A 20,615-nucleotide genomic window follows, 5' to 3' on the forward strand; every position below is an offset into this window, starting at 1 on the left:
GGCTCTATATGGGTTTCGGGGTCTTTTTAACTAAAACAGCCAGTAACGAAGACAGCAAGCTTTTCCCGCGTTTTCTGACATTATGGACAAACTCAAAAAAGCTCAGGTACAGGGGCAACTTGGCCTGTGATATGCCGCGATGCGGGCGTAGCCAGGAACGCAGCAGCGACCAGAAGCCTTCCATGGTGTTTGAATGGACTTCGCAAAAACTGTCGCCGTCCTCGTCACGGGCATATTCCCCCGCCGAATGGTTGACCGTCTTATGCGGGTAACCCCAAGCCTCCAAGCGGCTATAGATGTTGTATTCGTCGGTATAGATTTGTGTGCCGGGCATAATGGTTTGTAAGATCAAGGGTTTGATGGTGGGCTGTTGCACGTTTTCGAGCATCCTGATGACGACTTCACCTGTGCGCTGGATCATGCCGAAGACGGGCGGCTTCTCGGTCTCCGCCGTGCCACGCCCCGGTGCACCTTTTAGGCGGCGGCAACGGGGCTTCCTTCCGGCTTTGGCAACTTTGTCCGGCTGGCCTTTATGGCCCGCCACGATGTAGACTTCGTCGCATTCGACCACGCCGGACAGGGTTACCCGCTCTTTTTTTTATCCAGACCTAAGCGCAAGTGTTCTGTCATATACTGCAAGTCGTCCTTGTTCAAATCCAATTCTTGGGCGATCTGCTGGTTGGACAGGTTCAGCCCCATGAAATACAGGCATAGCACCCAGGCCGACAGCGGCTGATGATGCCCTGACAGCACGGTTTCGGTCAAGTCGTCGAAACGTTTGTTGCAAGCCTTGCATTGGTAACGCTGGCAAAGGCGTTGCGGACTGTCGAAGCCGCGCCGGATCGTGTCGCCGCTGTCGCAATGGGGGCAGGTGACACCGTCTGCCCAACGTAACTGGCGGATGGTCGCGTAACACTGGGCTTCGCTGACTAGTTGTTTGATGGTTATGATTGAAGTTTCCATCCGACCATTTTATCAAAAGACCTCAAAACCCATATTGAGCCTTTAATGATTTATTTATGGGGTTTGATATGCAAATAATCCCCCTTATGAAATTTTTTTGGTTTAAATTAACTGAAATTAATAATTGTATTGGTTTTTTATGCCTTTGGAATTATCTAGATGATTTTTTTATAAGATGCTGAAATAAAATCTCTTTATTTGTTTTTCCTGGGTGTAGGCTCAGGCTGAGGAGATGCGTTATTTGCTTGCAATTCAGCCGAAGCCCTAGCTCTATAAGGCCGGAGCTTTGTTTGTTTTTGCTTTGGATGTTAAGCAATAGCCATTTCATCTGTTAGAAATGGGTCGTTGCGAGGGGATTAGGCGACTTCATTGAGGGTATGGATGAAAGGTGACGGGGGTGTCCCGTCACCTCGGCTGTTTTTTTTGGGCAATCGGAATGCCCTTTAGTGCATTATAAACTTAAAATAAACCTACAAAGAATGGAATTATATCAATGAAAAAAGTTGTTAGGTTGCTGTCACTGAATTGCCACCAAGGAAGGCCATTTTGTTCACTGGGTTGCCACGCCCCCATCTTTTCATTGATCATCCAAGTTCCGTCCGTTTCATTAGTGAAGGTAGTCCAGAGTTCCAGAGTGCGGGTTTGATAATTGGAGGTGGCTGAGGCGGTATGAATTTCTACATGGCCATTGGGCGTATTGGCCGTTTTTATGAACGTAAGATCTCTATTTAGTAATTGAACCGGCATAGGTAAATGTTGATGCCGTCAACATAAATGCCATTACCACATTAGCAAAAACTCTTTGTTTAATTTTTTAGTAATCTAAACTAAACTAACTACTAATATCGCTTTGGGTCTGAAACAGTATGGTATAATTAAAAATCACTTAGGTTAATTTTAAGATCTTTATTTACTAAAATCATGATAACTATTCGCATTAAGCTATAAATCGTTCGTCATTGGATGGCGGCAGAATTGACTTCCTGTCGTTATGCTCTTTGGGTGTTTATATTGATGCACGGCATTCCTATCACACCCCTTTATGCGGGTATTCGGGCTTATCCCGATAAAATCTGCGGTATTCGGGGAAAAGATGTTACTGCGTAACGTCAGTCATCTAATACAAAACAGCATCCCCATAGGGTATTACTTTTTGGATACGGTTAAGGTGTTGCACAGCCCCCCCCCCTTACTGCACCCCCAAAGCCTGTAAGCCTTTTTGGGCATCGGCATCGCCTTGGGCGGCGGCTTTTTGGTACCAGGCGATGGCTTGTTGCAAATCTTGGCCTACGCCTTTGCCGCTGGCGTACAGATACGCCAAGTGGGTTTGGGCGGGGGCGTAGCCTTGGGTGGCGGCTTTGCCGTACCAGTAGGCGGCTTGTTGGTAGTCTTGCTCCACACCTTTGCCGAATTGGTATTGCACACCCAGGTTGCCTTGGGCGGAGGCCAGGCCTTGTTCGGCGGCTTTTTTATACCATTTAAAGGCTTGCTGGTAGTCTTGGCTGATGCCGCGCCCGACATCATACATATAGCCCAAACTCACTTGCCCTAAGATACTGCCTTGGGTGGCGGCTTTTTTGTACCACTCCACTGCTTGCTGGTCGTCTTGGGCTATGCCTTTGCCGTTGGCGAACATATAGCCTAGGCGGGCTTGGCCTTCGGGGTCGCCTTGGGTGGCGGCTTTTTTGTACCAGTCCACCGCTTGCGCCAAGTCCAGGCCGACCCCGTTGCCGAGTTCGTAGAGGTTGCCCAGATAATATTGGCTTGGTGCGTGGCCTTGTTCGGCGGCTTTGCGGAACCATTGTGCGGCTTGGGCAAAATCTTGTTTGACCCCGCTGCCGAATTGGTAAAGCAACGCCAAGCCAAATTGCGCGTCGGGATAATTACGCTCGGCGGCGGGGCTGAATGCAGCTTGGGCTTGGGCGAAGTCGCCGGCTTTTTTATAGCTGTAGCCTAAGGCGGTCAGGCCGCGCAAGTCGCCTTGGCCGGCGGCTTTTTGTAACCATTCTAAGGATTTGGGGCGGTCGGGGGCGGTGCCTTTGCCTTGCTCGTAAGCCAAGCCGACGCTGGTTTGTGCGGGTGCGTAGCCTTGCTCGGCGGCTTTGCGGAACCACTCTAAGGCCTCCCGATCATTAACGGCGACCCCGCCCGATCCGCTGGCATACATTTGGCCGACGTTAAACTGCGCCCCGGCGAGGCCTTGGTCGGCGGCTTTGCGGTACCACTGCAAGGCCAAAACGGGATTGGCGGTCACGCCTTGGCCGAGTGCGTACAATCCGGCCAGTTCGGCTTGGGCACGGGCTAAGCCTTGGTCGGCGGCTTTGCGTAGCCATTGTGCGGCGAGCGCCTTGTCTTCCGGTACGGCCTGCCCATACAAGTAACAGCCGCTGAGCAGGGCTTGGGCGGTGGCGTTGTTAGCGTCGGCCAGTTTTTGCCATAATTCGAGCCCATCCGGGCAACGGCTTTGGTAAAAGCCGTTGGCGTTATCCTTAGGCAAATAGGTTGCGGTCAGCTCTTGCTCGGCGCTGCGCACTTTTTGCTCTTCCTCTTGGCCTTGGTGCTTTTGCTGCATGTCCAAATAGCCTTGATAAGCCGCCCAGCCGCCAGCGCCGATAGCGGCCAGCAACAGCCCGCCAAAAATGACTTTCAGCAATTGCACGAACAGGTTGGTGGGTTTTTCGTCGTCATAATCCTCATCGTCTTCGTCCTCTTCCGCCGCATCATCAATAAAACCGTCATCCTTGCGCGGGGCTTCTTGCCACTGGCGCAATTTCAGTTCCGCCTCCAGCTTAAGGCGCTTCATGGCCTCTTCGGCGGCTTCTTTTTTGGCGCTGGCCGGGTAAGCTTGGAGATAGGCCTGGTAAGCTTCGATGCTGTCGGCGTTGCGGGTATGTTGCCACAACGCCGGATCGTCGGTTTTTTTCTCGGCCACCGCCACGGGCGTTACTGGCGGGCGGGCGTTCAGGAACGGTGCCAACAGGGTTTTTAAGGCGCTGATGTCGGCGGGGCGGTCGGTCGCCGTGACCATCAGACAACGTTCGATGGCGGTTTTTAGGTACGGATCCAGATGGCTGCCGACAAAAGTCAGCGGCACACCCTGCCGGCATTGTGCAAAACTGGGCGGCGGCGTACCGTTAAGGCATTGGAACAGCAACGCCCCCAGTGTGTACAGGCCGTCGCCCGCTTGCGCCGCATCCAAGTCCAACACGCTTTGGCGGGTCAGGCCCAAGTCCATCAGCACCGGATCTTGGGGTTTTTTCGCGCCGCCGCGTAAGAAAATGTTGTGTAAAGTCAGGTCGGGCGAATGGATGCCGCGTTGTTGGAGTTGCTCTAAGGTGTCCAGCAAAGGTTTGAGCCAGAGCTTAAGGTAAGATGCGGGTTGTTTGGGTTGTTGGTGCCAAGCGTCTTGCAAGGGGCAACCGTCGATGCTGTCCATCACCCAATAGGCCGTGCCGTATTGCTCGACCAAATCGACAAAGCGGACGATGCCGGGCAACGGCTGGCAACTGTTGAGCAGCCGCGCCTCGTCGATAAAATGTTGGTAGCCTTGGGCGAAGCCTTGCGGCCTGGCCGTGCCGCTTTTGGGCATCACCGTGCCGGTGCGGGTGCGCACAGCCAGCGGTTCGGGGTAATACTCCCTGACCGTCAGGATCGCGCCGCCAGTCTTTTGCGCCGTATAGACAATGCCCACCGCGTCCGCCGCCACCACCCGCCCCAAGGTATATTGCCCCCCAACTACGCTGAACAAAGGCAAATGCAAGGCTTCTTCCACATAAGTGGCGCGGTCGAAACCGCAGCTGGCGCAAATAGCTTGGGTACTGGGCTGGAAGCAATTGGGGCAATGGCTGTGGGCAGCGTAGTTCATAGTGGGTTCTTGGGGTTGATGGTCGATAGGGGGTTATTCTAACCCAAACTACTGGACTGGGCGTAATAGTGGCTGCTATCGCTGTGCGTTTCGCCCGTTTTGCCGCATAAATAGTCAAGCAGGGCGGCGCGAATAGGCCTATAGTAAAGCTTCGGGGGTTAACCTTGGCGGCAAAATCAACCGCCCACGTTAAGGCACATCCGCCCACCCCAATAGCGAACGGAGCTAAGGCCATGAGCAAAGAACAAAAGAGCAATAAAGAAGAGAAGAAGAAACCCGCGTTAAGCCCTAAAGAGAAAAAAGCCGCGAAAAAAACCAAGAAGGACGCGAAGGGCTGAGGCTTGGGTAGGCAAAGCAAGGGGTTATCGGGGTAGGGTTACAACTGCCCGGACTTTTGTACCCGACGATCACGTTTTTAACATTTATGGATTCAAATCAATAGCCTGGCTACCGGATATTGGAAAAAACCGTAAGCTGTTTTAAAAAAACAGGTTGTGGTGTAGTTTATCTCCCTTCCCTGATGGGGTCGGGCAGGGAGAATCTAACCGGACTTAAACCCAGCCGCACGGCATGGGGCATATATTTGCCCCTTAAATATCGGGCCCCGTCATTTACTCATAAGAACCAACTGCGCTTCGGGAAAAGCTTTCATGAACCTAACAATAGGATCAATGGGTTTAGCCTTATATTCTGCGTCCGTAGTGAAATACAGGACTTTTTTGTCGGTATGGATAGCCGCATAGATTTCGCCGCTGGCGTGCATATAAAGGGTAGCGTCTTCAATGGTACACAAATGCTGAGCGCAACCGCTGGTCTCCAATGCACCGGCAGTATTGATTGCAATGCCATCAGACACGCTCAGATTATCCTTGAACTGGCTAAGGTATTTACCCAGCAATTTTTTTAACGCCGCGTGTATCTTTTTATCGTCAAAAACATCCAGCGAGTAGCCGCCGCCAAACTTATTGAGATTATCAAAGTGCATCAGATGGCCGGCGGGCAAGTTTTCTTTGCCAACACCGTTTCCGGCAACCAAAAAACTGGCTAACAACAGGCAACAAATAGCAATCGGTTTCATAGGGATCAAGATTAAGGGTTGTGTACGAAATAAAATTTATTGTAGAGACGTTGCATGGCAAGGTTTTGAAGCCTATAAGGCTACAAATCAGTGCTGAAGTTTATGCGGCTCTCACGCGTCGGCTTTTTTGCCGCTTGCCTTAGGCAAGGCCTTTGTTGTGGCAATTACGCATGGTTTTCTTATAACCAGAAAACCTGCGCAGTAAATCTGCGAAAGCCCCCTAGCCATTGGCATAATACAAAAATTAAGCCGCTAAAAAAATTAACGAGTACCAAAAAAGTAGTGAATATGTCACATATTTAGCAAAAATTAGCCAGCTTTTTGATATTTAACGGAAACGGCGCAAATTATTTTTCTGCCCAAGGCCATGCCAACCTATTTTTTTAAAGCTTGACGGCTAAACCGCCCAATCTAAGGGCAATGGCTACCCAAATGCGGAGACAGGGGCCATAGTATCTGGTGCAAAAAAAGGGCTTGGATATTGTGTGTTGAAGGCTTGGCGGTATGTGCCGACGCGCTACGCGGCCACTGTTTCGCTTCTTGGTCACTTCCCCGCAAACACCTCCCCTTTCAACACATCATAGCCATTAAACGCCATCCTCATGCTCAGGCGCAGATTAATGGCGCAGGCCAAGGTGGTACTGGCGAAAATGCCCACCATAATGGCGATCTGATACTTGACCGCCAGCCACGGCTCGCTACCGCCGAGGATTTGCCCGGTCATCATGCCGGGTAATGACACCAGCCCCATGGTCGTCATATTGGCGAGGGTAGGGCTGATGGCGGCTTTAACGGCGGTGCGGTAATACGGTAGCACTGCCTCCCAACGGCTCGCCCCCAACAGCAAAAAGGTCTGGTACTCCAACTCATTCCGGCGCAATGCCGCATAAAACCGCTCCAGGGCAATGACATTGCCTTGCTGGCAATTGCCCAACACCATCCCCGCCAACGGCACCAGATAACGGGCATCGTAAAACAGCTCCGGGCGGATGACCAACACCACCAGATAAAACGTCGATAACAAAGTGCTGACCGTAACCGCCACCAGTGTGGACAAGGCAAAAAACCGCGCCCGCAGCCCCGCCCGCTGGATAATGCTCAAATCCGCCACCACCAGCATCACCAAAATCCACAGCGCGTTTAACCATGGGTTATTGAGGGTGAATAAGGTTTTCAGGTAAAACCCGACCAAGGCCAACTGCACGCTCATCCGCACCACGCCGATGAAAATATCCCGTCCCAAGCGCAGGCCGACCAGCCACAACACCCCTAGGGGCAACAGGCACAAGCCATATAATACCGCCAATTGCGGCGCGGCAATATCAAGCGTATTCATGGCTGACCTCCGACAAACACCCGTCCGCCATCTGCCACATCTTAGTGCAACAGGCCAGCCAATCGGGGTCATGGGCGACCGACAACACCGTCAGGGCGGGGTCGGCAAACACCGCGAACACTGCCTGTTTACTGTCCTCATCCAAGGCGCTGGTGACTTCATCAAGCAGGTAAACGCTTTTGCCCAATAACAGCCCCCGCGCCAGAGCCAACCGCTGCTTCTCGCCGCCGGATACCCGTGCACAGTCCTGTGCCAGCAACGCCGGACTTAGACCTAACCGCGCCAGCACCTCCTCCAACCGCGCGGGGCTGGGTAGCGCGTCGCGGTGGGCCTTAAACCGGAACGGCAATAACAAGGCCTCATGCACCGTCTCCGCCCCCAGCACCGGCTCTTGGCCGATATAAGCGGTATGGCGGCGGATAAGCGCCAAGGTCGCAACATTCAAAGGCTGCCCCTGAAATTCAATCACCCCCTCTTGTACAGGCAATAGGCCGAGCAAGGTTTTCAGCACCGTACTTTTCCCCGACCCCGATTTGCCGCATAACACCGCCTTATCGCCGGTGTTAACGGTAAAACTGACATCGTGGAGCAGGGTTTTGTCAGGGACACTGACGGTGACATGGGAGAAACGGATAATTGCGGGCATGAGTGGGGTTAGGGCAGCAGGGGATGTTGCCATGATAACCTTTATCTGGCCTGAAACCCATGGCTTTGAGGGGGTTTACCATACAAAGCGGGTAGGCTCTTCTTGTGTACCTCAAAATAGCCGTTTTAAGGATATGAGGGGGTGGCAAAAGATACGTTTTATTCGGGGTGGTTTGTCAGGCAAAAACAGCCTGCCCGACATTAAATGCCGTCAATAAAAAGCCGTTGACATGTACGCGTTATCGCCGTACACTCGAAAAAAACGAGGTTAGCCATAATGACACCAGAAACCCATCGTACCGCCCGTGTTGAAGCGCGCATTTCCCCCGATGCCCTTGCCCTTGTTCGCCGTGCCGCTGAACTTCAAGGGCGTAGCGTCAGCGATTTTATGGTGACGGCGGCACAAGAGGCCGCTAACAGGATCATAGAAGAAACCAATATTGTCCGCTTGTCGGCGGAAGACCAGCTGCGCTTTTATGAGCTGCTGCTTAACCCGCCTGCCCCCTCTGCGGCTATGCTCAAAGCGTTTGAGCGTCGCCGTGAATTGTTGGGCATTGAGTGATACCCCGGTTTCGCATAGAGCCGCTTGCCAGTGACCATAACCGCTCCGCGTTTACCTGCGGAACCCCTGCACTTGACCGTTACTTGCGGGAACAGGCAAGCCAAGATGTACGCCGCCGGGCGGCTTCCTGTTATGTCGCTGTTGACAATATTAACGGTGCATTAGCCGGTTACTACACACTGTCCGCTGCTTGCACACCGCTTAATGAGCTACCCGTTCAGCTCACCAAAGGACTCGCCCGCTACCCATCTGTGCCTGTTGCTTTACTGGGCCGTTTAGCTGTTGACGCTAGTTTTCAGGGGTGTGGTCTCGGCGCAACCCTTTTGGCAGATGCCACCCTTCGTGCCTTGCACTCTGAAATTGCCGTTGCCGCCCTCGTAGTTACCGCCAAAGACGAACAGGCCGAAGCCTTCTACCGTCACCACCATTTTTTGAATTTTGGCAGTCTGCCCCATCGGTTAATATTGCCTATTGCGGGCTATATCCCCCCGACCTTACGCTAATTTTTCTTCCCCAAACCCAAACCCCTTGCAAGACAACCGCTTACCCGAAACCCCTAAAAATCCCCATCACCCCCCCCATCCCTACCCAAAAAACCCCCCGCTTGCAAGCAGTTTCCAGTATATTTTTATTTCCGGCTTTTTTGCTTTCAACCACTACATATTGTGCTAAGATAATTAAAAATAACTACATATAGCCCCAAAGCCATGCTTTAGCTGCCACTTAAGGCGCTGATTTATGGCTTGTTTTTTTACCCGTATCCTTTTACCCCCAGGACAGCCGTCAATGTCAGCACAACTCCACGTCATCCCCCAATCCGTCACCGAAATCCCGTTCCAAGACGCGTCTATGGACATCTGGGACACCAAATACTGCCTAAAAACCAAGGCGGGCGTGACTTTAGACACCACCATCGACGGCACTTACCAACGGGTCGCCAAAGCCCTGTCCGAAGTCGAGCAGGGCAAAGCCAAGCAAGACCAGTGCTACAAAGACTTCCTCTGGGCCTTGCGCCAAGGCGCAATCCCTGCCGGACGCATCGTCTCCAACGCGGGCGCCTTAGAGCACAAGCCTGCCACTTCGACCATCAACTGCACCGTGTCCGGCATCATCGCCGATTCGATGGACGACATCCTGCACAAAGTCCACGAAGCGGGCTTGACCTTGAAAGCGGGCTGCGGCATCGGTTACGAATTTTCTACGCTACGCCCAAAAGGCGCGTATGTGTCCGGTGCGGGCGCGTACACCTCCGGCCCTTTGTCGTTCATGGATATTTACGACAAGATGTGCTTTACCGTGTCTTCGGCGGGCGGGCGGCGCGGGGCGCAAATGGCGACGTTTGACATCGGCCACCCCGATGTGATCGAGTTTATCCGCGCCAAGCGCGAAGACGGGCGTTTGCGCCAGTTCAACCTGTCCTTGCTGATTACCGCCGACTTTATGCAGGCGGTGCAAAATGACCAGCTCTGGCCGTTGTCCTTCCCAGTCACCGCCAAAGAAGCTCAAGCCGACAAGCTCGACCTGAACAACCGCGAGCAAATCATCTGGCGTGAGTTCCCGAACAAAAGCAACTACCTGGCCAACGATGACGGCCTGGTCGCCTGCCGCATCACCAAAACTTTGCCCGCCCGGCGTTTGTGGGACATGATTATGAGTTCCACCTACGACTACGCCGAACCGGGCTTCATCCTGATCGACAAAGTCAATGAGATGAACAACAACTGGTTCTGCGAAAAAATCCGCGCCACCAACCCTTGCGTGACCGCCGACACCCGTTTGCACACCCAATACGGCTTGGTGAAAATCGGCGATTTATACCGTAGCGGTGCGGCCTTGCAAGTGACCGTCGATAAACGCGCCTTGGGGCAAGACAGTTTCGGCACCGAAGTGCGCCCTGCCAAACCCGCGTTTATGACCGCCGCCTCCGCCGACGTATACCGCGTCCGCACCCGCGACGGCTACGAGATTAAAGCCACCGCCTGGCACGATTTTTATACCCCACGCGGCAAAATCAAATTGAAAGACCTGCGCGTCGGCGACGAACTGCTGATCCAATCCGGCAAAGGCCAATTCGGCAGCATGGGTGACCACAATTTCGGCCAGTTACTGGGCTTGATGACGGGTGACGGCCACTTCACCAACCGGGGCAAAAACCAACAGGCGGCAGTGATTAACCTGTGGAACGACGACCGTGGCCTCGCCCCGCAATTGGTGGCCTATATCAACCAACTGCTGGCCGCCAATGCCCAAGAGCAACAACTGCAACGCACTTACCAAGTCTCTTCCGTCGCCATTCCGCAACGCAACTTGATTATGATCCGCTCGGTATTGCTGGCGCGGTTGCTGGAATTTTACGGCTTTAACAAAGCCAGTAAATTGAGTGTGCCGGAAGCGATTTGGCAAGGCACCGAAGCGTGTGTGAAAGGTTATTTACGCGGCTTGTTCCAAGCCGACGGCACGGTACAACGCGACGACAAACACCATTACTGCACCATCCGCCTCGCCTCCAGCCACCCGCAATTGCTGCAAGACGTGCAAATGCTGTTAAGCAATTTCGGCATTTTCTGCCGCGTGTCACTGCGCCGCAACGGTGGCGAACGCCTGTTGCCGGACGGCAAAGGCGGGCGCAAAGCCTACCACTGCCAAGCCGATTATGAATTAATCATCGGTTCGCAATCGCGCGACACCTTTATGCAGGAAATCGGCTTTTTAGGCGCGGCGAAGAACGCCAAATACAGCGAGTGGAAACAAACTTTAGGCCAAGCCCAAGCCAATAATTTTACCAGCGCAATCGCCAGTATCGATCATATCGGAAAAGAAGCGGTTTTTGATACTACACAAGACGATAAAAATACTTTAGTCTTCAATGGAATTTCAACAGGTAATTGTGGTGAGCAGCCGTTACCACCTTATGGTAGTTGTCTGCTCGGTTCCATCAACCTGACCCGCTTCGTCAAAAAGCCGTTCACCGCCGATGCCTATTTCGACTGGGACAGCTACCGCAAAACCATCAAAATCTTCACCCGGATGCTCGATAACGTCGTCGAACTGAACGGCTTGCCGTTAGCAAACCAACGCGAGGAAATAACCAGCAAACGCCGTCATGGCATGGGCTATTTAGGCTTAGGCTCCACCGTCACCATGCTGGGGATGCGCTACGGCAACACGGAGTCTTTAGCCTTTACCGAAGAAGTCACCAAAGTGCTGGCGGTCGAAGGCTGGAAAGCAGCGCTGTCCTTAGCCAAAGAAAAAGGTGCCGCGCCGATTATGGAACAAGCATTCACCGTCACGGGCGAAATGCTCCACCAACGCCCGGAAATGCTTGCTGACGGCTATAAAATCGGCGACACCGTGGCAGGAAAAATCCTCCACGCCAAATACAGCCGTTATATGCAGAAAATCGCCCAAATCGAGCCGGAACTGGTGCAACAATTGGCGGAAACTGGCGCACGTTTCACCCACCACAGCTCGATTGCCCCCACCGGGACTATCTCCCTGTCGTTGGCCAATAACGCCAGCAACGGCATCGAACCGAGCTTTGCCCACCATTATTCGCGCAACATTATCCGCGCGGGTAAAAAATCTAAGGAAAAAGTCGATGTGTTCTCGTTCGAGCTGTTAGCCTATCGGCACATGGTAAACCCCGAAGCCATGCCCTATAGCGACAACCCCAAGCACCAACTGCCAGCCTACTTCATCGCCGCTGATGATGTATCGCCCAAGCAGCATGTCGATATTCAGGCCGCTGCGCAAAAATGGATAGACTCGTCGATCTCCAAAACAGCTAACGTGCCGACCGATTACCCTTACGAAGACTTTAAGTCCATTTACCAATATGCTTACGAGCAAGGCCTAAAAGGCTGCACTACCTTCCGCTTCAACCCCGAAGTGTTCCAAGGCGTGTTGGTGAAAGAATCCGATTTGGAAAACACCACTTACCAGTTCACCTTAGAAGACGGTTCGGTGATGGAATTTAAAGGCAATGAAGAAGTTGAATACGACGGCGAAACCCATACCGCGGCCAACTTGTTCGACGCGCTGAAAGAAGGCTATTACGGCAAGTTTTAAGCACAGCACCTGCGGGTGCAAGGGCTTCGGCCTTTGCACCCTGTCCGCCTCTCCAATTCCCACACCTTTTGGTAAAGCCTGCCTTAAGGAACGTGCATAAAATTAAGTAGGCGTTTATTTTGCACCTCAGCGTGTTAAACCCCACCCCAGCCCTCTCGGCAACCGCTCCTTGCGTTGCTCTACCTCCTTTATACCCCTGAGGGTGTGCATCCATGCAGTCGCCCTTGGCAGGGGAGGGAGCTTATGGCTTCTCCGTCGTACGGGCGAAAATTAGGGGAAAAATGCCCCTCCCCCTGCCAAGGGGGAGCCCTTCGGCTTCGCTCAGGAGGGAGGGGGTTGCCGTACTTTCGCCTGTTCAACAGGTTTTATTTCATACACGTTTCTAAGCACACAAAAGCCTCGCCGCCACATTGCCATAACGCCACGGCCTAGCTACACTATACCCCCGCCCGAACCCCGTTATTTACCAAGGATTCCACCATGAATTTCGATATGCCCGCGCTACTGGTGTTGCTAGGTAGCTTGTTCCTGTTACTTGGCTGTACCGGAGAAATTTTCAGCAAACACCTGTCGGTCAAATTAAGTCAGCTGACCGCGCGTATTGTGCTGGCTAGCGTTGGCCTGTTCATGCTGGGTATCGGTATTATTGGCCCGGATAAATTATTATCGCCAACCCAAGCCGACGAAGAACCCGAAATAATCACCGAAGCCGCCGCCATTCCTAGCGCGTGGTTTTTCAACATCGCCGGCAGCTACCAAGGCCAAGCCACCAGTACAGGCCAAGCTTACCCTGTCCGCACCACTTTTAGCATTGACAGCAAAAATAAAATCATCGGCACTTATATCATCCAAGAAAACACTAAGCCCATCGGCGGCACCCTGACCCATGCCGAAATCACCGGCCCTAAGGCCATACAATTCAAATGGCATGACGATAACGGCAGCGGTATACTGCAAGTTGAGTTTTCGGAAGACCTCAACAGTTTTATAGGCCATTGGGGTGCAGGCGATACCTTAGATAACAGTGCCGTCTGGAACGGCGTTAGGGAATAGCGGCACGGCAAGGCAACACGGCTAATAAAGCGGGCAAGATGCCCGCGCTCTAAGCGGTGTACGGAATGATTTCATACCCCTATAAAGCCACTTTGTCATACAGGTCACTTAAGGCCAAATCAGTCGCCAGCGCGGCAACCGTCAGCACAGCCTCCAGGCTGGTGTATTCGGTCATCAGCCATTGCTGCGGGGCTTGGCGGCTATAATGCTCGACGTGGATTTTATCTTGGCTAATCAGGATATAATCCTGCAACTCGGCAAGCTGGCGGTAGACGGCAAACTTATCGCCCCGGTCATAATCTTTGGTGCTGTCAGACAGCACCTCAACCACCGACACCGCACTACACACCGTATCGCGGCGGTCTTGCCAATACGCGGGCGGGTCTTTAATGACCATCACATCGGGATAAGTGAAGGACTCGAAGCCGGGGGTATGGAGTTTTACATCGCCCGCCAACACGCGGTAAGGCTGTTTTTTAAACGCCAACCCAAAAATAATGCACAGGTTGATGACGATTTGGTTATGGTTAATACTGCCACCTGCCATGGGAAAAATCTCGCCTGCATAATATTCGCTTTTAAAATCGGCCAAGGCTTCGGTTGCCAGATAGTCCTCGGCGGTGTAAGGGTTTAAGGCTAGTACGGAATTCATAAACGGCCTACTGGGGTTGGCTAAAGGGCTAACACAGAAAGCGTATTGTACCCCACTGCCATTGGTTAAAAAATCATCCTATTGCCGCACCGCTCCGGCGCGGATCAGTTTGGTGCGGGTTCTGTGCCGCCCATTGCCGAGTGGTGGTGTTTCAGCCATTGCCCGACCGCCGGGTAGTTGTCTTCGGAGTCAGGTATTTCGATGATGTCTTCGCCGTTCGGGTTGACGACAAAATAAGCGGGCGAATCGTCGGTTCCCATTTCCAGATGGCGTTTGACGACTAAATAGCCGGCATAGCCACCGTGGCGGATCAGTTCGAAGCTGTCGCCTTCAATGATAAAGCGTACTTTTCCCGTGTTGATGTTGATTTGGTGGATGGCATCGGCGGTTGTCCAGGCGGGGGTGATGACGTAGACAAAGTTGCCGTTTAAGGAAAAGGTCGGCGTGTTGAGTTCGGTGAGCGTTTGCTTGGGGTTGCCGGAGGCGTGGGGGGCGAGTAGGCGGCGGCTGGCTCCCGTGGTGCAATCGCCTAACCAGACGCTGTTGAGGGAATGGGAAAATTCATCAGAGGATTGGCTGTCAACCTTGATAAAGGCGACGGTATGCCCGTCGGGTGACAAGGTGGCTTGGCTGCTGTTATCGCCTTTGCCAGTCAAGGGGATGGTTTTGCCCGTTGTGTCTAGGCAACTGATGTTACCGTCTGCCGATGTCTGTACCAGGTAGGTCTCGGCTTGGACACCTAGGGCGGTGGTGGCGGATAATAGGCTGAGCAAAAGGACGGGTAGGGGTGGCATCAGGTCACTTAGGGGGCGGTGTTAAAAACCTTAGTATAGCGTAACTAGGGTAAAAAACGAGTGCGGGGATTAACGTGCAAGCCAATAGGCCGCCCGCTAACATTACCAAACGGTATAGTTTTAGAAGGTTTGTGGTAAGGTGCGGGGGGTTATGCTGTTACCAACCTTTGGCAATGGTGCCTGAGGGCTGACGATAAAGGTATGACGATGAAGAAATTAACCCCCAAAACAGTGCTGGCTTTAGTGATGACAGGTTTAATCGCCGCCGCTGGTGTGACGGTAAGCCAAGCGGATGACGACAAGGGCGAGGCGGCGAAAAAATTGCAGCTGTTCAGCCAAGCCAAGATTTCCCTGACCGAGGCGATTAAAATCGCCGAACAAAAAATCGGCGGTAAGGCGCTGGAGGCTGAGTTGGAAGATAAGGCCAGCACGGTGCAGTTTGAAGTTGAAGTCGTGAAAGACGGCATCCTCCATGAAGCCATGATCGACGCTAAGACCGGACAAGTGCTGAAAGTAGCCTTGGAAGACGATGATGATGACAAAGACGAAAAAAGTGGCCACGATAAAGAGTAGCCCAACGGTTTGAGACCATGAAAATAGCCATTATTGAAGATGATAAGGAAACCCGCAATTATATTGCCAATGGCCTTAAAGAAAGCGGATTTACCGTGGATTCGGCAAGTGATGGCTTGGAGGGGTTGTTGTTGGCGAAAACTGGGGCTTATGATGTCTTGGTGATCGACCGGATGTTGCCGCAGTTAGATGGCCTGACCTTGGTCAAAACCTTGCGCAGTAGCGGCTGTACCGTGCCGGTATTGTTTTTGACGACGATGTGCGGGATTGATGACCGGGTCGAGGGGCTGAATGCGGGGGCGGATGATTATCTGGTCAAGCCGTTTGCGTTTAGTGAGCTGGCGGCACGGGTCAATGCTTTGTTGCGCCGTCCGCAAATGACGGTGGAGCCGACCTATTTACAGGTGCAGGACTTGGAGATTGACCTGTTAAAGCGCGTGGTTAAGCGCGGCGGTCAGGCCATTGAGCTGCAACCGACCGAATTCCGCCTGTTAGAGTATCTGGCGCGTCATGCCGGGCAGGTGGTGACGCGCACCCTGTTGCTGGAAAATGTTTGGGATTTTCATTTCGACCCGAAGACCAATATGGTCGAGACCCATATCAGCCGTTTGCGCGGTAAGCTGAATGCGGGCGGCAAACCGGAGTTGATTTTAACGGTACGGGGCGCGGGGTATATTTTGGATGGCGGCGGCTAAGCCCATCACCTTTGGAGCGCGGGCATCTTGCCCGCAAGGGGCGGGCAAGATGCCCGCGCTCCAATATCCGAATCCTTAATCAGGATTACCGACAAAATCCAATTTGCCTATGGCCACGCCGTTATGGCGCAGGATGGCGTAAGCGGTGGTGATATGGAAATAAAAATTAGGGAAGACGAAGTGGAGTAAATACGGTTGGCCTAAAAAGCTCAATTCCCGGCTTGGTGTCCGTAAGGTAATCGGCTTTTCTTCGCTGCCGTTAATTTGCTCGGCATCGATGCTGTGCAAAAAGGCGACAGTTTTGGCGATCCGGGTTTGTAATTCTAAAAAAGTCGTTTCGTTGTCTTCATAAGACGGTACGTCTAAGCCAGCCAACCGCGCCGCGCAGCCTTTCGCCATATCGGTGGCGATTTGGATTTGTCGGCTTAATGGGTACATGTCGGGAGCCAAGCGGGCGGTGATGAAAATGCTCGGGTCGATTTTTTTGGCTTCGGCATGGCTGGCGGCTTTATCGAGGATAACGGACAGGTTGTCCAGCATACGGATAAAGACAGAGACTGAAGCTTGGTACATGGTAATGGACATAGGCGGTTTTTCCGATGGTCAAAATGAGTGGTAACGGTTCCGGCAGATACAGTGAGTCTTTGCTCTTAGCCAGTGTGAGGACTTGAGACCACGGTTTGTGCCAGGAATTCAGAATATCCATTCCCCCTCCCCAATTTTAACCCCGACAATCTTATGGGCCTTACCCGTTTTAAGTTGGCGATTATTTATATCGGCCTGTTTTTAAGTTCATTTGTGGCGATAGGCACCAGCGTGTATCTGCTGACTTTGCATTCGTTAGAGCAGCAGCTTAAGGTCGGTATTGGGGTCGAGGCGCAACGCTTGCTGGAAGAGTATGAGGATGACGGCTTAGACGGTTTGGCCGATGAAATCCGTGAGGATGAGAACGTGGCACATCTTTATGGTTTGCAGGGGGCGCAAGGGCAGTGGCTGGCGGGTCGGTTACGGCATTTTGCGCCTGAGGCGGGTTGGCAGATGCTGAGTGATGCCGATACGCCGTTAATTTATGCGCAGGTTATCGCTTTGCCGCAGGGCGGCTGGTTGGTGGTCGGCCAGGATGGTGCGGCTATCCAAGCCACAGGCCGGGCGATTATTCAGGCATTTTTGTCGGGCATGGTCTTGGTGCTGGTGTTGGGGGTCGGCGGTGGGGTGTATTTAAGCCGGACGTTTTTGCAAAAAATCGCCGCGATTACCTTGGCGACCGAGGCGATTATCGCGGGCGATTTAAAGCGCCGCTTACCCGTCGCCCGCCATCATGACGAACTGGATAAGCTGGCGCTGTTGCTTAACCTGATGTTGGATAAAATCGGTCTGTTGTTAGATAACGTTCAGCAGGTGTCCAATGACATCGCCCATGATTTGCGCACCCCCATCAGCCGTTTGCAATTCGGTTTGGCGGACGCGCTGGCCAAGCCGCAGACGGTCAGTGCCTATCAAGATTGTATAGGCCGGGCGTTGGAGGAGGTGGAGCAAGTGTTGGCGACGTTTTCGGCCTTGCTGAGAATCGCCCAGATTGAGTCCGGTTCTAGGCGTAGCGGTTTTAAGCCCGTTAACTTAAGTGCTGTGCTCAAGTCGGTGGCGGAAGCGTTGGAGCCGGTCGCCGAAGAGCAGGGCAAGTGTTTGGTGGCTGATGTGGCCTCTGACCTTATGGTGATCGGCGATCAGGAATTGTTGACGCAATTGGCGTTTAATCTGGTGGAAAACGCCTTGCTGCATACGCCCGCACAAACGCGGATTAGCCTGAGTTTACAGGCGCAAGGCTCAAATCTGGAGTGGGTGGTGGCTGATAATGGCCCCGGCATCCCGCAAGCTTTCCGCGCCAAAGTCATGCAGCGTTTTTACCGTTTGGAGCAAAGCCGCACCACGCCGGGTAATGGCTTAGGCTTGAGCATCGCCGCCGCTGTGGTGGAACTGCATGAGGGGCGGTTGCAGTTATTGGATAATCAACCGGGTTTGCGGGTGGTGGTGTCGGGGCTGCAAGTGCTGCCGACTTTGGTCTCTTAGGAGCGCGGGCATCTTGCCCGCCCTTTGCGGGCAAGATGCCCGCGCTCCCTCTTGTTTCTTAATCACTTTCTTCTTAAACACTGGCCTTTCTTTATGCACCCACGCCAAACCTTGTTGTTCTTGACCCTGCTGACGGGGTGCGCCCATTTTCAAGACCAGCCGCTGGATGCCCAGGTTTCGGCCAGCGGTCTTGAGGCGCGGAGTTTGAACAGCGGCGGCTTGCAGGCGTATTTTGCCAGCCTTAAGTTGCCAAAAGACGGGCCTTGGGATTTGGCTAAGCTGACCTTGGCGGCTTTGTTTTACCATCCTGATATGGCGTTAATCCGCGCCCAAGCCGACATGGCCGGGGCGGCGGGGCAGACGGCGGCGCAACGGCCTAATCCCAGTGTCGCCATCACGCCGACGTGGATTAGTAATATCGCCGATGCCGTGCCGTGGATTTTTGTCGGTGCCCTGAGCATCCCGATAGAAACGGCGGGCAAACGCGGATACCGCATGGATAAAAGTCGCCACTTGAGTGCCGCCGCACGGTTGCGGATTGCCGATACCGCGTGGCTGGTGCGATCCCGTTTGCGTTTGGCGTTGCTGGATGTGTATGCCAGTGAAACGGCAGTGCAGATGCTGGGTCAGCAACAGGCGTTGCAAGCGCGTGTTAACGGTGACTTACAAGCCCAGCAACAGGCGGGGGAACTCGCCACCAGTGATGTCTTGGCGGCACAATTGGCCTTAGACCAAGTGCGTTTGGGGCTGAGCGCCGCCGAGAAAAAACGTGCCGACAGCCAAGCGGTGTTGGCGGCGGCTTTGGGCATACCCGTGAGCGGCTTGGCGGGGGTTAAACTGGACTTTACCGCTTTTGCCCAAGTGTCGGACATGCGGCAGATAGCCGTTAAGCAATTGACTGCCAAAGCGTTGCGCGAACGCCCGGATGTGTTGGCGTTATTGGCGGAATACGCCGCAGCCCAAGCGGCGTTGCAATTGGAGGTCGCCAACCAATACCCGAATATCCAAGCCAACCCCGGCTATACCTGGAATACTGGGGAAAACCGTTGGTTAATGGGCTTGGCGGCGTTGCAACTGCCCGTATTTAACCAAAACCAAGGCCCGATTGCCGAAATGGCGGCGAAGCGGCAAGAAACCGCGCAACGTTTTGAGGCCTTGCAATTGCGGATTATCGGCGAGATAGACCGCGCTTACGCCGCCGCACAAGCGGTGCAAAACCGCATGGCCGCTGCTGAACAGTCGCTGGATAACCGTAAGGCCAATGTCGCGGCCATCCAAAACCTGTTAACGGCTGGTGAGGTGGATGCCCACGCCCTGGCCACCGCCGAACTGGAGCAAAGCCTTGCCGAACGCAGCCGCTTGGATGTGCTGGTCGAAAGCCAGCAAGCCGCCGCGCAACTGGAAGCGGCTTTGCGGTATCCGCTGGGGACTGGGGCGTTTATTAAAAATACAAGCCCATAGGGCAAGACAGCTCCCTCCCCTGATGGGGAGGGTTGGGGTGGGGAGAATCTAAACAACGTTTTTTTCATTAAACAGAATAAAAATACGTTAATCAAAATCTCTGAGCCATAAGCATAAGTCATTGATTTTATTCTCCTCACCCCAGCCCCCCATCAGGGGAGGGAGACGGATTCCATTGCAATTTGTTGTTTTTGGTTAACTTTATGCTCTGCTTAGAGTTGGTTTTATGAAAAGCAAGGCATGATAAAAAGGTAAATAATTATGGTACACACCGAAAATGCCAGGTTGTTAAGAAAAAACCAAACCGATGCGGAGCGTTGGTTGTGGCAAAAACTCAGAAATAAGCAATTATTGGAACTGAAATTCCGCAGGCAATTTCCGATTGACCGTTATATTGTGGATTTTGTTTGTTTGGAATTAAAGCTGGTGATTGAGCTTGATGGTTCGCAGCATATTGCCCAAGCAGATTATGACGAACAGCGCAGACTTTGCCTTGAACAGCGGGGCTTTAAGATTATACGCTTTTGGAATAATGAGGTGCTAGGTAATGGCGAAGGGGTTTTAGATGCTATATATCAGCTTGTTTTGGATAGTAAGACTAATGTTTGATTGTTTTTCTATATTTATTGATGTTCAAGTTTTTAACATTCAGATAAATAGCTTAGCTATCGGATATTGTAAAGTTATTTAAAACAACAAGTTACTACGAAGTTCGTCTCCCTCCCCTGATGGGGAGGGTTGGGGTGGGGAGAATCTAAACAAGACTTTTTTCATTAAACAGACTGAAAACACTCTGATTAAAA

19 protein-coding genes are annotated in these 20,615 nt (G+C 52.8%); 9 read left to right on the forward strand and 10 right to left on the reverse strand.

Annotation, left to right across the window (positions count from 1 at the left end; genetic code table 11):
• Positions 1 to 4: 4 nt before the first annotated feature.
• The 7 genes from AADEFJLK_RS00430 to AADEFJLK_RS00460 form a co-directional block, all read right to left on the reverse strand.
• The gene (locus AADEFJLK_RS00430; protein WP_088619416.1) at positions 5 to 571 is read right to left on the reverse strand and encodes an IS1595 family transposase; all 567 of its coding nucleotides are present in this window, start codon (positions 569 to 571) and stop codon (positions 5 to 7) included.
• Positions 572 to 582: 11 nt separating this feature from the next.
• On the reverse strand, positions 583 to 963 hold the full coding sequence (locus AADEFJLK_RS00435; protein ID WP_088619415.1) for a transposase: 381 nt from the start codon (positions 961 to 963) through the stop codon (positions 583 to 585).
• A 459-nt stretch (positions 964 to 1,422) separates the two neighbouring features.
• A complete protein-coding gene (locus AADEFJLK_RS00440; RefSeq protein ID WP_103972924.1) occupies positions 1,423 to 1,710 on the reverse strand; it encodes a hypothetical protein in 288 nt (95 codons plus the stop codon).
• 442 nt (positions 1,711 to 2,152) lie between these two features.
• Positions 2,153 to 4,828 (reverse strand): Sel1-like repeat-containing protein kinase family protein, encoded by a 2,676-nt coding sequence (locus AADEFJLK_RS00445; RefSeq protein ID WP_103972925.1) that lies wholly within the window; start codon positions 4,826 to 4,828, stop codon positions 2,153 to 2,155.
• A 607-nt stretch (positions 4,829 to 5,435) separates the two neighbouring features.
• Positions 5,436 to 5,906 (reverse strand): hypothetical protein, encoded by a 471-nt coding sequence (locus AADEFJLK_RS00450; RefSeq protein WP_103972926.1) that lies wholly within the window; start codon positions 5,904 to 5,906, stop codon positions 5,436 to 5,438.
• Positions 5,907 to 6,450: 544 nt separating this feature from the next.
• The gene (locus AADEFJLK_RS00455) at positions 6,451 to 7,242 is read right to left on the reverse strand and encodes an ABC transporter permease (protein WP_103972927.1); all 792 of its coding nucleotides are present in this window, start codon (positions 7,240 to 7,242) and stop codon (positions 6,451 to 6,453) included.
• The gene (locus AADEFJLK_RS00460) at positions 7,229 to 7,888 is read right to left on the reverse strand and encodes an ABC transporter ATP-binding protein (protein WP_103972928.1); all 660 of its coding nucleotides are present in this window, start codon (positions 7,886 to 7,888) and stop codon (positions 7,229 to 7,231) included. Before AADEFJLK_RS00460 ends, AADEFJLK_RS00455 begins: the two co-directional genes overlap by 14 nt.
• Positions 7,889 to 8,164: 276 nt before the next feature.
• Here AADEFJLK_RS00460 and AADEFJLK_RS00465 point away from each other — a divergent pair, with 276 nt between their 5' ends.
• The 4 genes from AADEFJLK_RS00465 to AADEFJLK_RS00480 all read left to right on the forward strand — a co-directional run bounded on the left by AADEFJLK_RS00465 (position 8,165) and on the right by AADEFJLK_RS00480 (position 13,570).
• Positions 8,165 to 8,449, forward strand: coding sequence for a type II toxin-antitoxin system TacA family antitoxin (locus AADEFJLK_RS00465; protein WP_088620389.1), 285 nt, complete (start codon positions 8,165 to 8,167; stop codon positions 8,447 to 8,449).
• Complete coding sequence (locus AADEFJLK_RS00470; RefSeq protein ID WP_103972929.1) at positions 8,446 to 8,952, forward strand: GNAT family N-acetyltransferase; 507 nt, start codon at positions 8,446 to 8,448, stop codon at positions 8,950 to 8,952. The genes AADEFJLK_RS00465 and AADEFJLK_RS00470 overlap by 4 nt, the downstream gene beginning before the upstream one ends.
• 283 nt (positions 8,953 to 9,235) lie before the next feature.
• On the forward strand, positions 9,236 to 12,517 hold the full coding sequence (locus AADEFJLK_RS00475; protein WP_103972930.1) for an LAGLIDADG family homing endonuclease: 3,282 nt from the start codon (positions 9,236 to 9,238) through the stop codon (positions 12,515 to 12,517).
• A 480-nt stretch (positions 12,518 to 12,997) separates the two neighbouring features.
• Positions 12,998 to 13,570: a hypothetical protein gene (locus AADEFJLK_RS00480; protein WP_103972931.1), complete on the forward strand. Its 573-nt coding sequence runs from the start codon at positions 12,998 to 13,000 to the stop codon at positions 13,568 to 13,570.
• Between the two features lie 79 nt (positions 13,571 to 13,649).
• Here the strand turns inward: AADEFJLK_RS00480 and AADEFJLK_RS00485 are convergent, their stop codons facing one another.
• Both AADEFJLK_RS00485 and AADEFJLK_RS00490 read right to left on the reverse strand, forming a co-directional pair.
• Positions 13,650 to 14,222, reverse strand: coding sequence for a Uma2 family endonuclease (locus AADEFJLK_RS00485; protein WP_103972932.1), 573 nt, complete (start codon positions 14,220 to 14,222; stop codon positions 13,650 to 13,652).
• A 104-nt stretch (positions 14,223 to 14,326) separates the two neighbouring features.
• Positions 14,327 to 15,016 (reverse strand): WD40 repeat domain-containing protein, encoded by a 690-nt coding sequence (locus AADEFJLK_RS00490; protein WP_103972933.1) that lies wholly within the window; start codon positions 15,014 to 15,016, stop codon positions 14,327 to 14,329.
• 207 nt (positions 15,017 to 15,223) lie between these two features.
• Between AADEFJLK_RS00490 and AADEFJLK_RS00495 the strand changes: the two genes are divergently transcribed.
• Positions 15,224 to 15,589 carry a PepSY domain-containing protein gene (locus tag AADEFJLK_RS00495; RefSeq protein WP_157679330.1) on the forward strand — a complete coding sequence of 122 codons (366 nt, stop codon included), beginning with the start codon at positions 15,224 to 15,226 and terminating at the stop codon, positions 15,587 to 15,589.
• A 17-nt stretch (positions 15,590 to 15,606) separates the two neighbouring features.
• Entirely contained in the window at positions 15,607 to 16,284 is a 678-nt protein-coding gene (locus AADEFJLK_RS00500) for a response regulator transcription factor (RefSeq protein WP_103972934.1), read from the forward strand.
• A gap of 75 nt (positions 16,285 to 16,359) precedes the next feature.
• Here AADEFJLK_RS00500 and AADEFJLK_RS00505 read toward each other — a convergent pair whose 3' ends face one another.
• Positions 16,360 to 16,869: a DUF1993 domain-containing protein gene (locus AADEFJLK_RS00505; protein WP_103972935.1), complete on the reverse strand. Its 510-nt coding sequence runs from the start codon at positions 16,867 to 16,869 to the stop codon at positions 16,360 to 16,362.
• 153 nt (positions 16,870 to 17,022) lie between these two features.
• Between AADEFJLK_RS00505 and AADEFJLK_RS00510 the strand changes: the two genes are divergently transcribed.
• The 3 genes from AADEFJLK_RS00510 to AADEFJLK_RS00520 all read left to right on the forward strand — a co-directional run bounded on the left by AADEFJLK_RS00510 (position 17,023) and on the right by AADEFJLK_RS00520 (position 20,421).
• On the forward strand, positions 17,023 to 18,351 hold the full coding sequence (locus AADEFJLK_RS00510; RefSeq protein WP_088620380.1) for a sensor histidine kinase: 1,329 nt from the start codon (positions 17,023 to 17,025) through the stop codon (positions 18,349 to 18,351).
• A gap of 93 nt (positions 18,352 to 18,444) precedes the next feature.
• On the forward strand, positions 18,445 to 19,812 hold the full coding sequence (locus AADEFJLK_RS00515) for a TolC family protein (RefSeq protein ID WP_103972936.1): 1,368 nt from the start codon (positions 18,445 to 18,447) through the stop codon (positions 19,810 to 19,812).
• A 261-nt stretch (positions 19,813 to 20,073) separates the two neighbouring features.
• Positions 20,074 to 20,421 carry an endonuclease domain-containing protein gene (locus AADEFJLK_RS00520; RefSeq protein WP_103972937.1) on the forward strand — a complete coding sequence of 116 codons (348 nt, stop codon included), beginning with the start codon at positions 20,074 to 20,076 and terminating at the stop codon, positions 20,419 to 20,421.
• The last annotated feature ends 194 nt before the right edge of the window (positions 20,422 to 20,615 follow it).

The organism is Methylovulum psychrotolerans, assembly GCF_002923755.1.
In the GTDB taxonomy this organism is placed as follows: Bacteria; Pseudomonadota; Gammaproteobacteria; order Methylococcales; family Methylomonadaceae; genus Methylovulum; species Methylovulum psychrotolerans.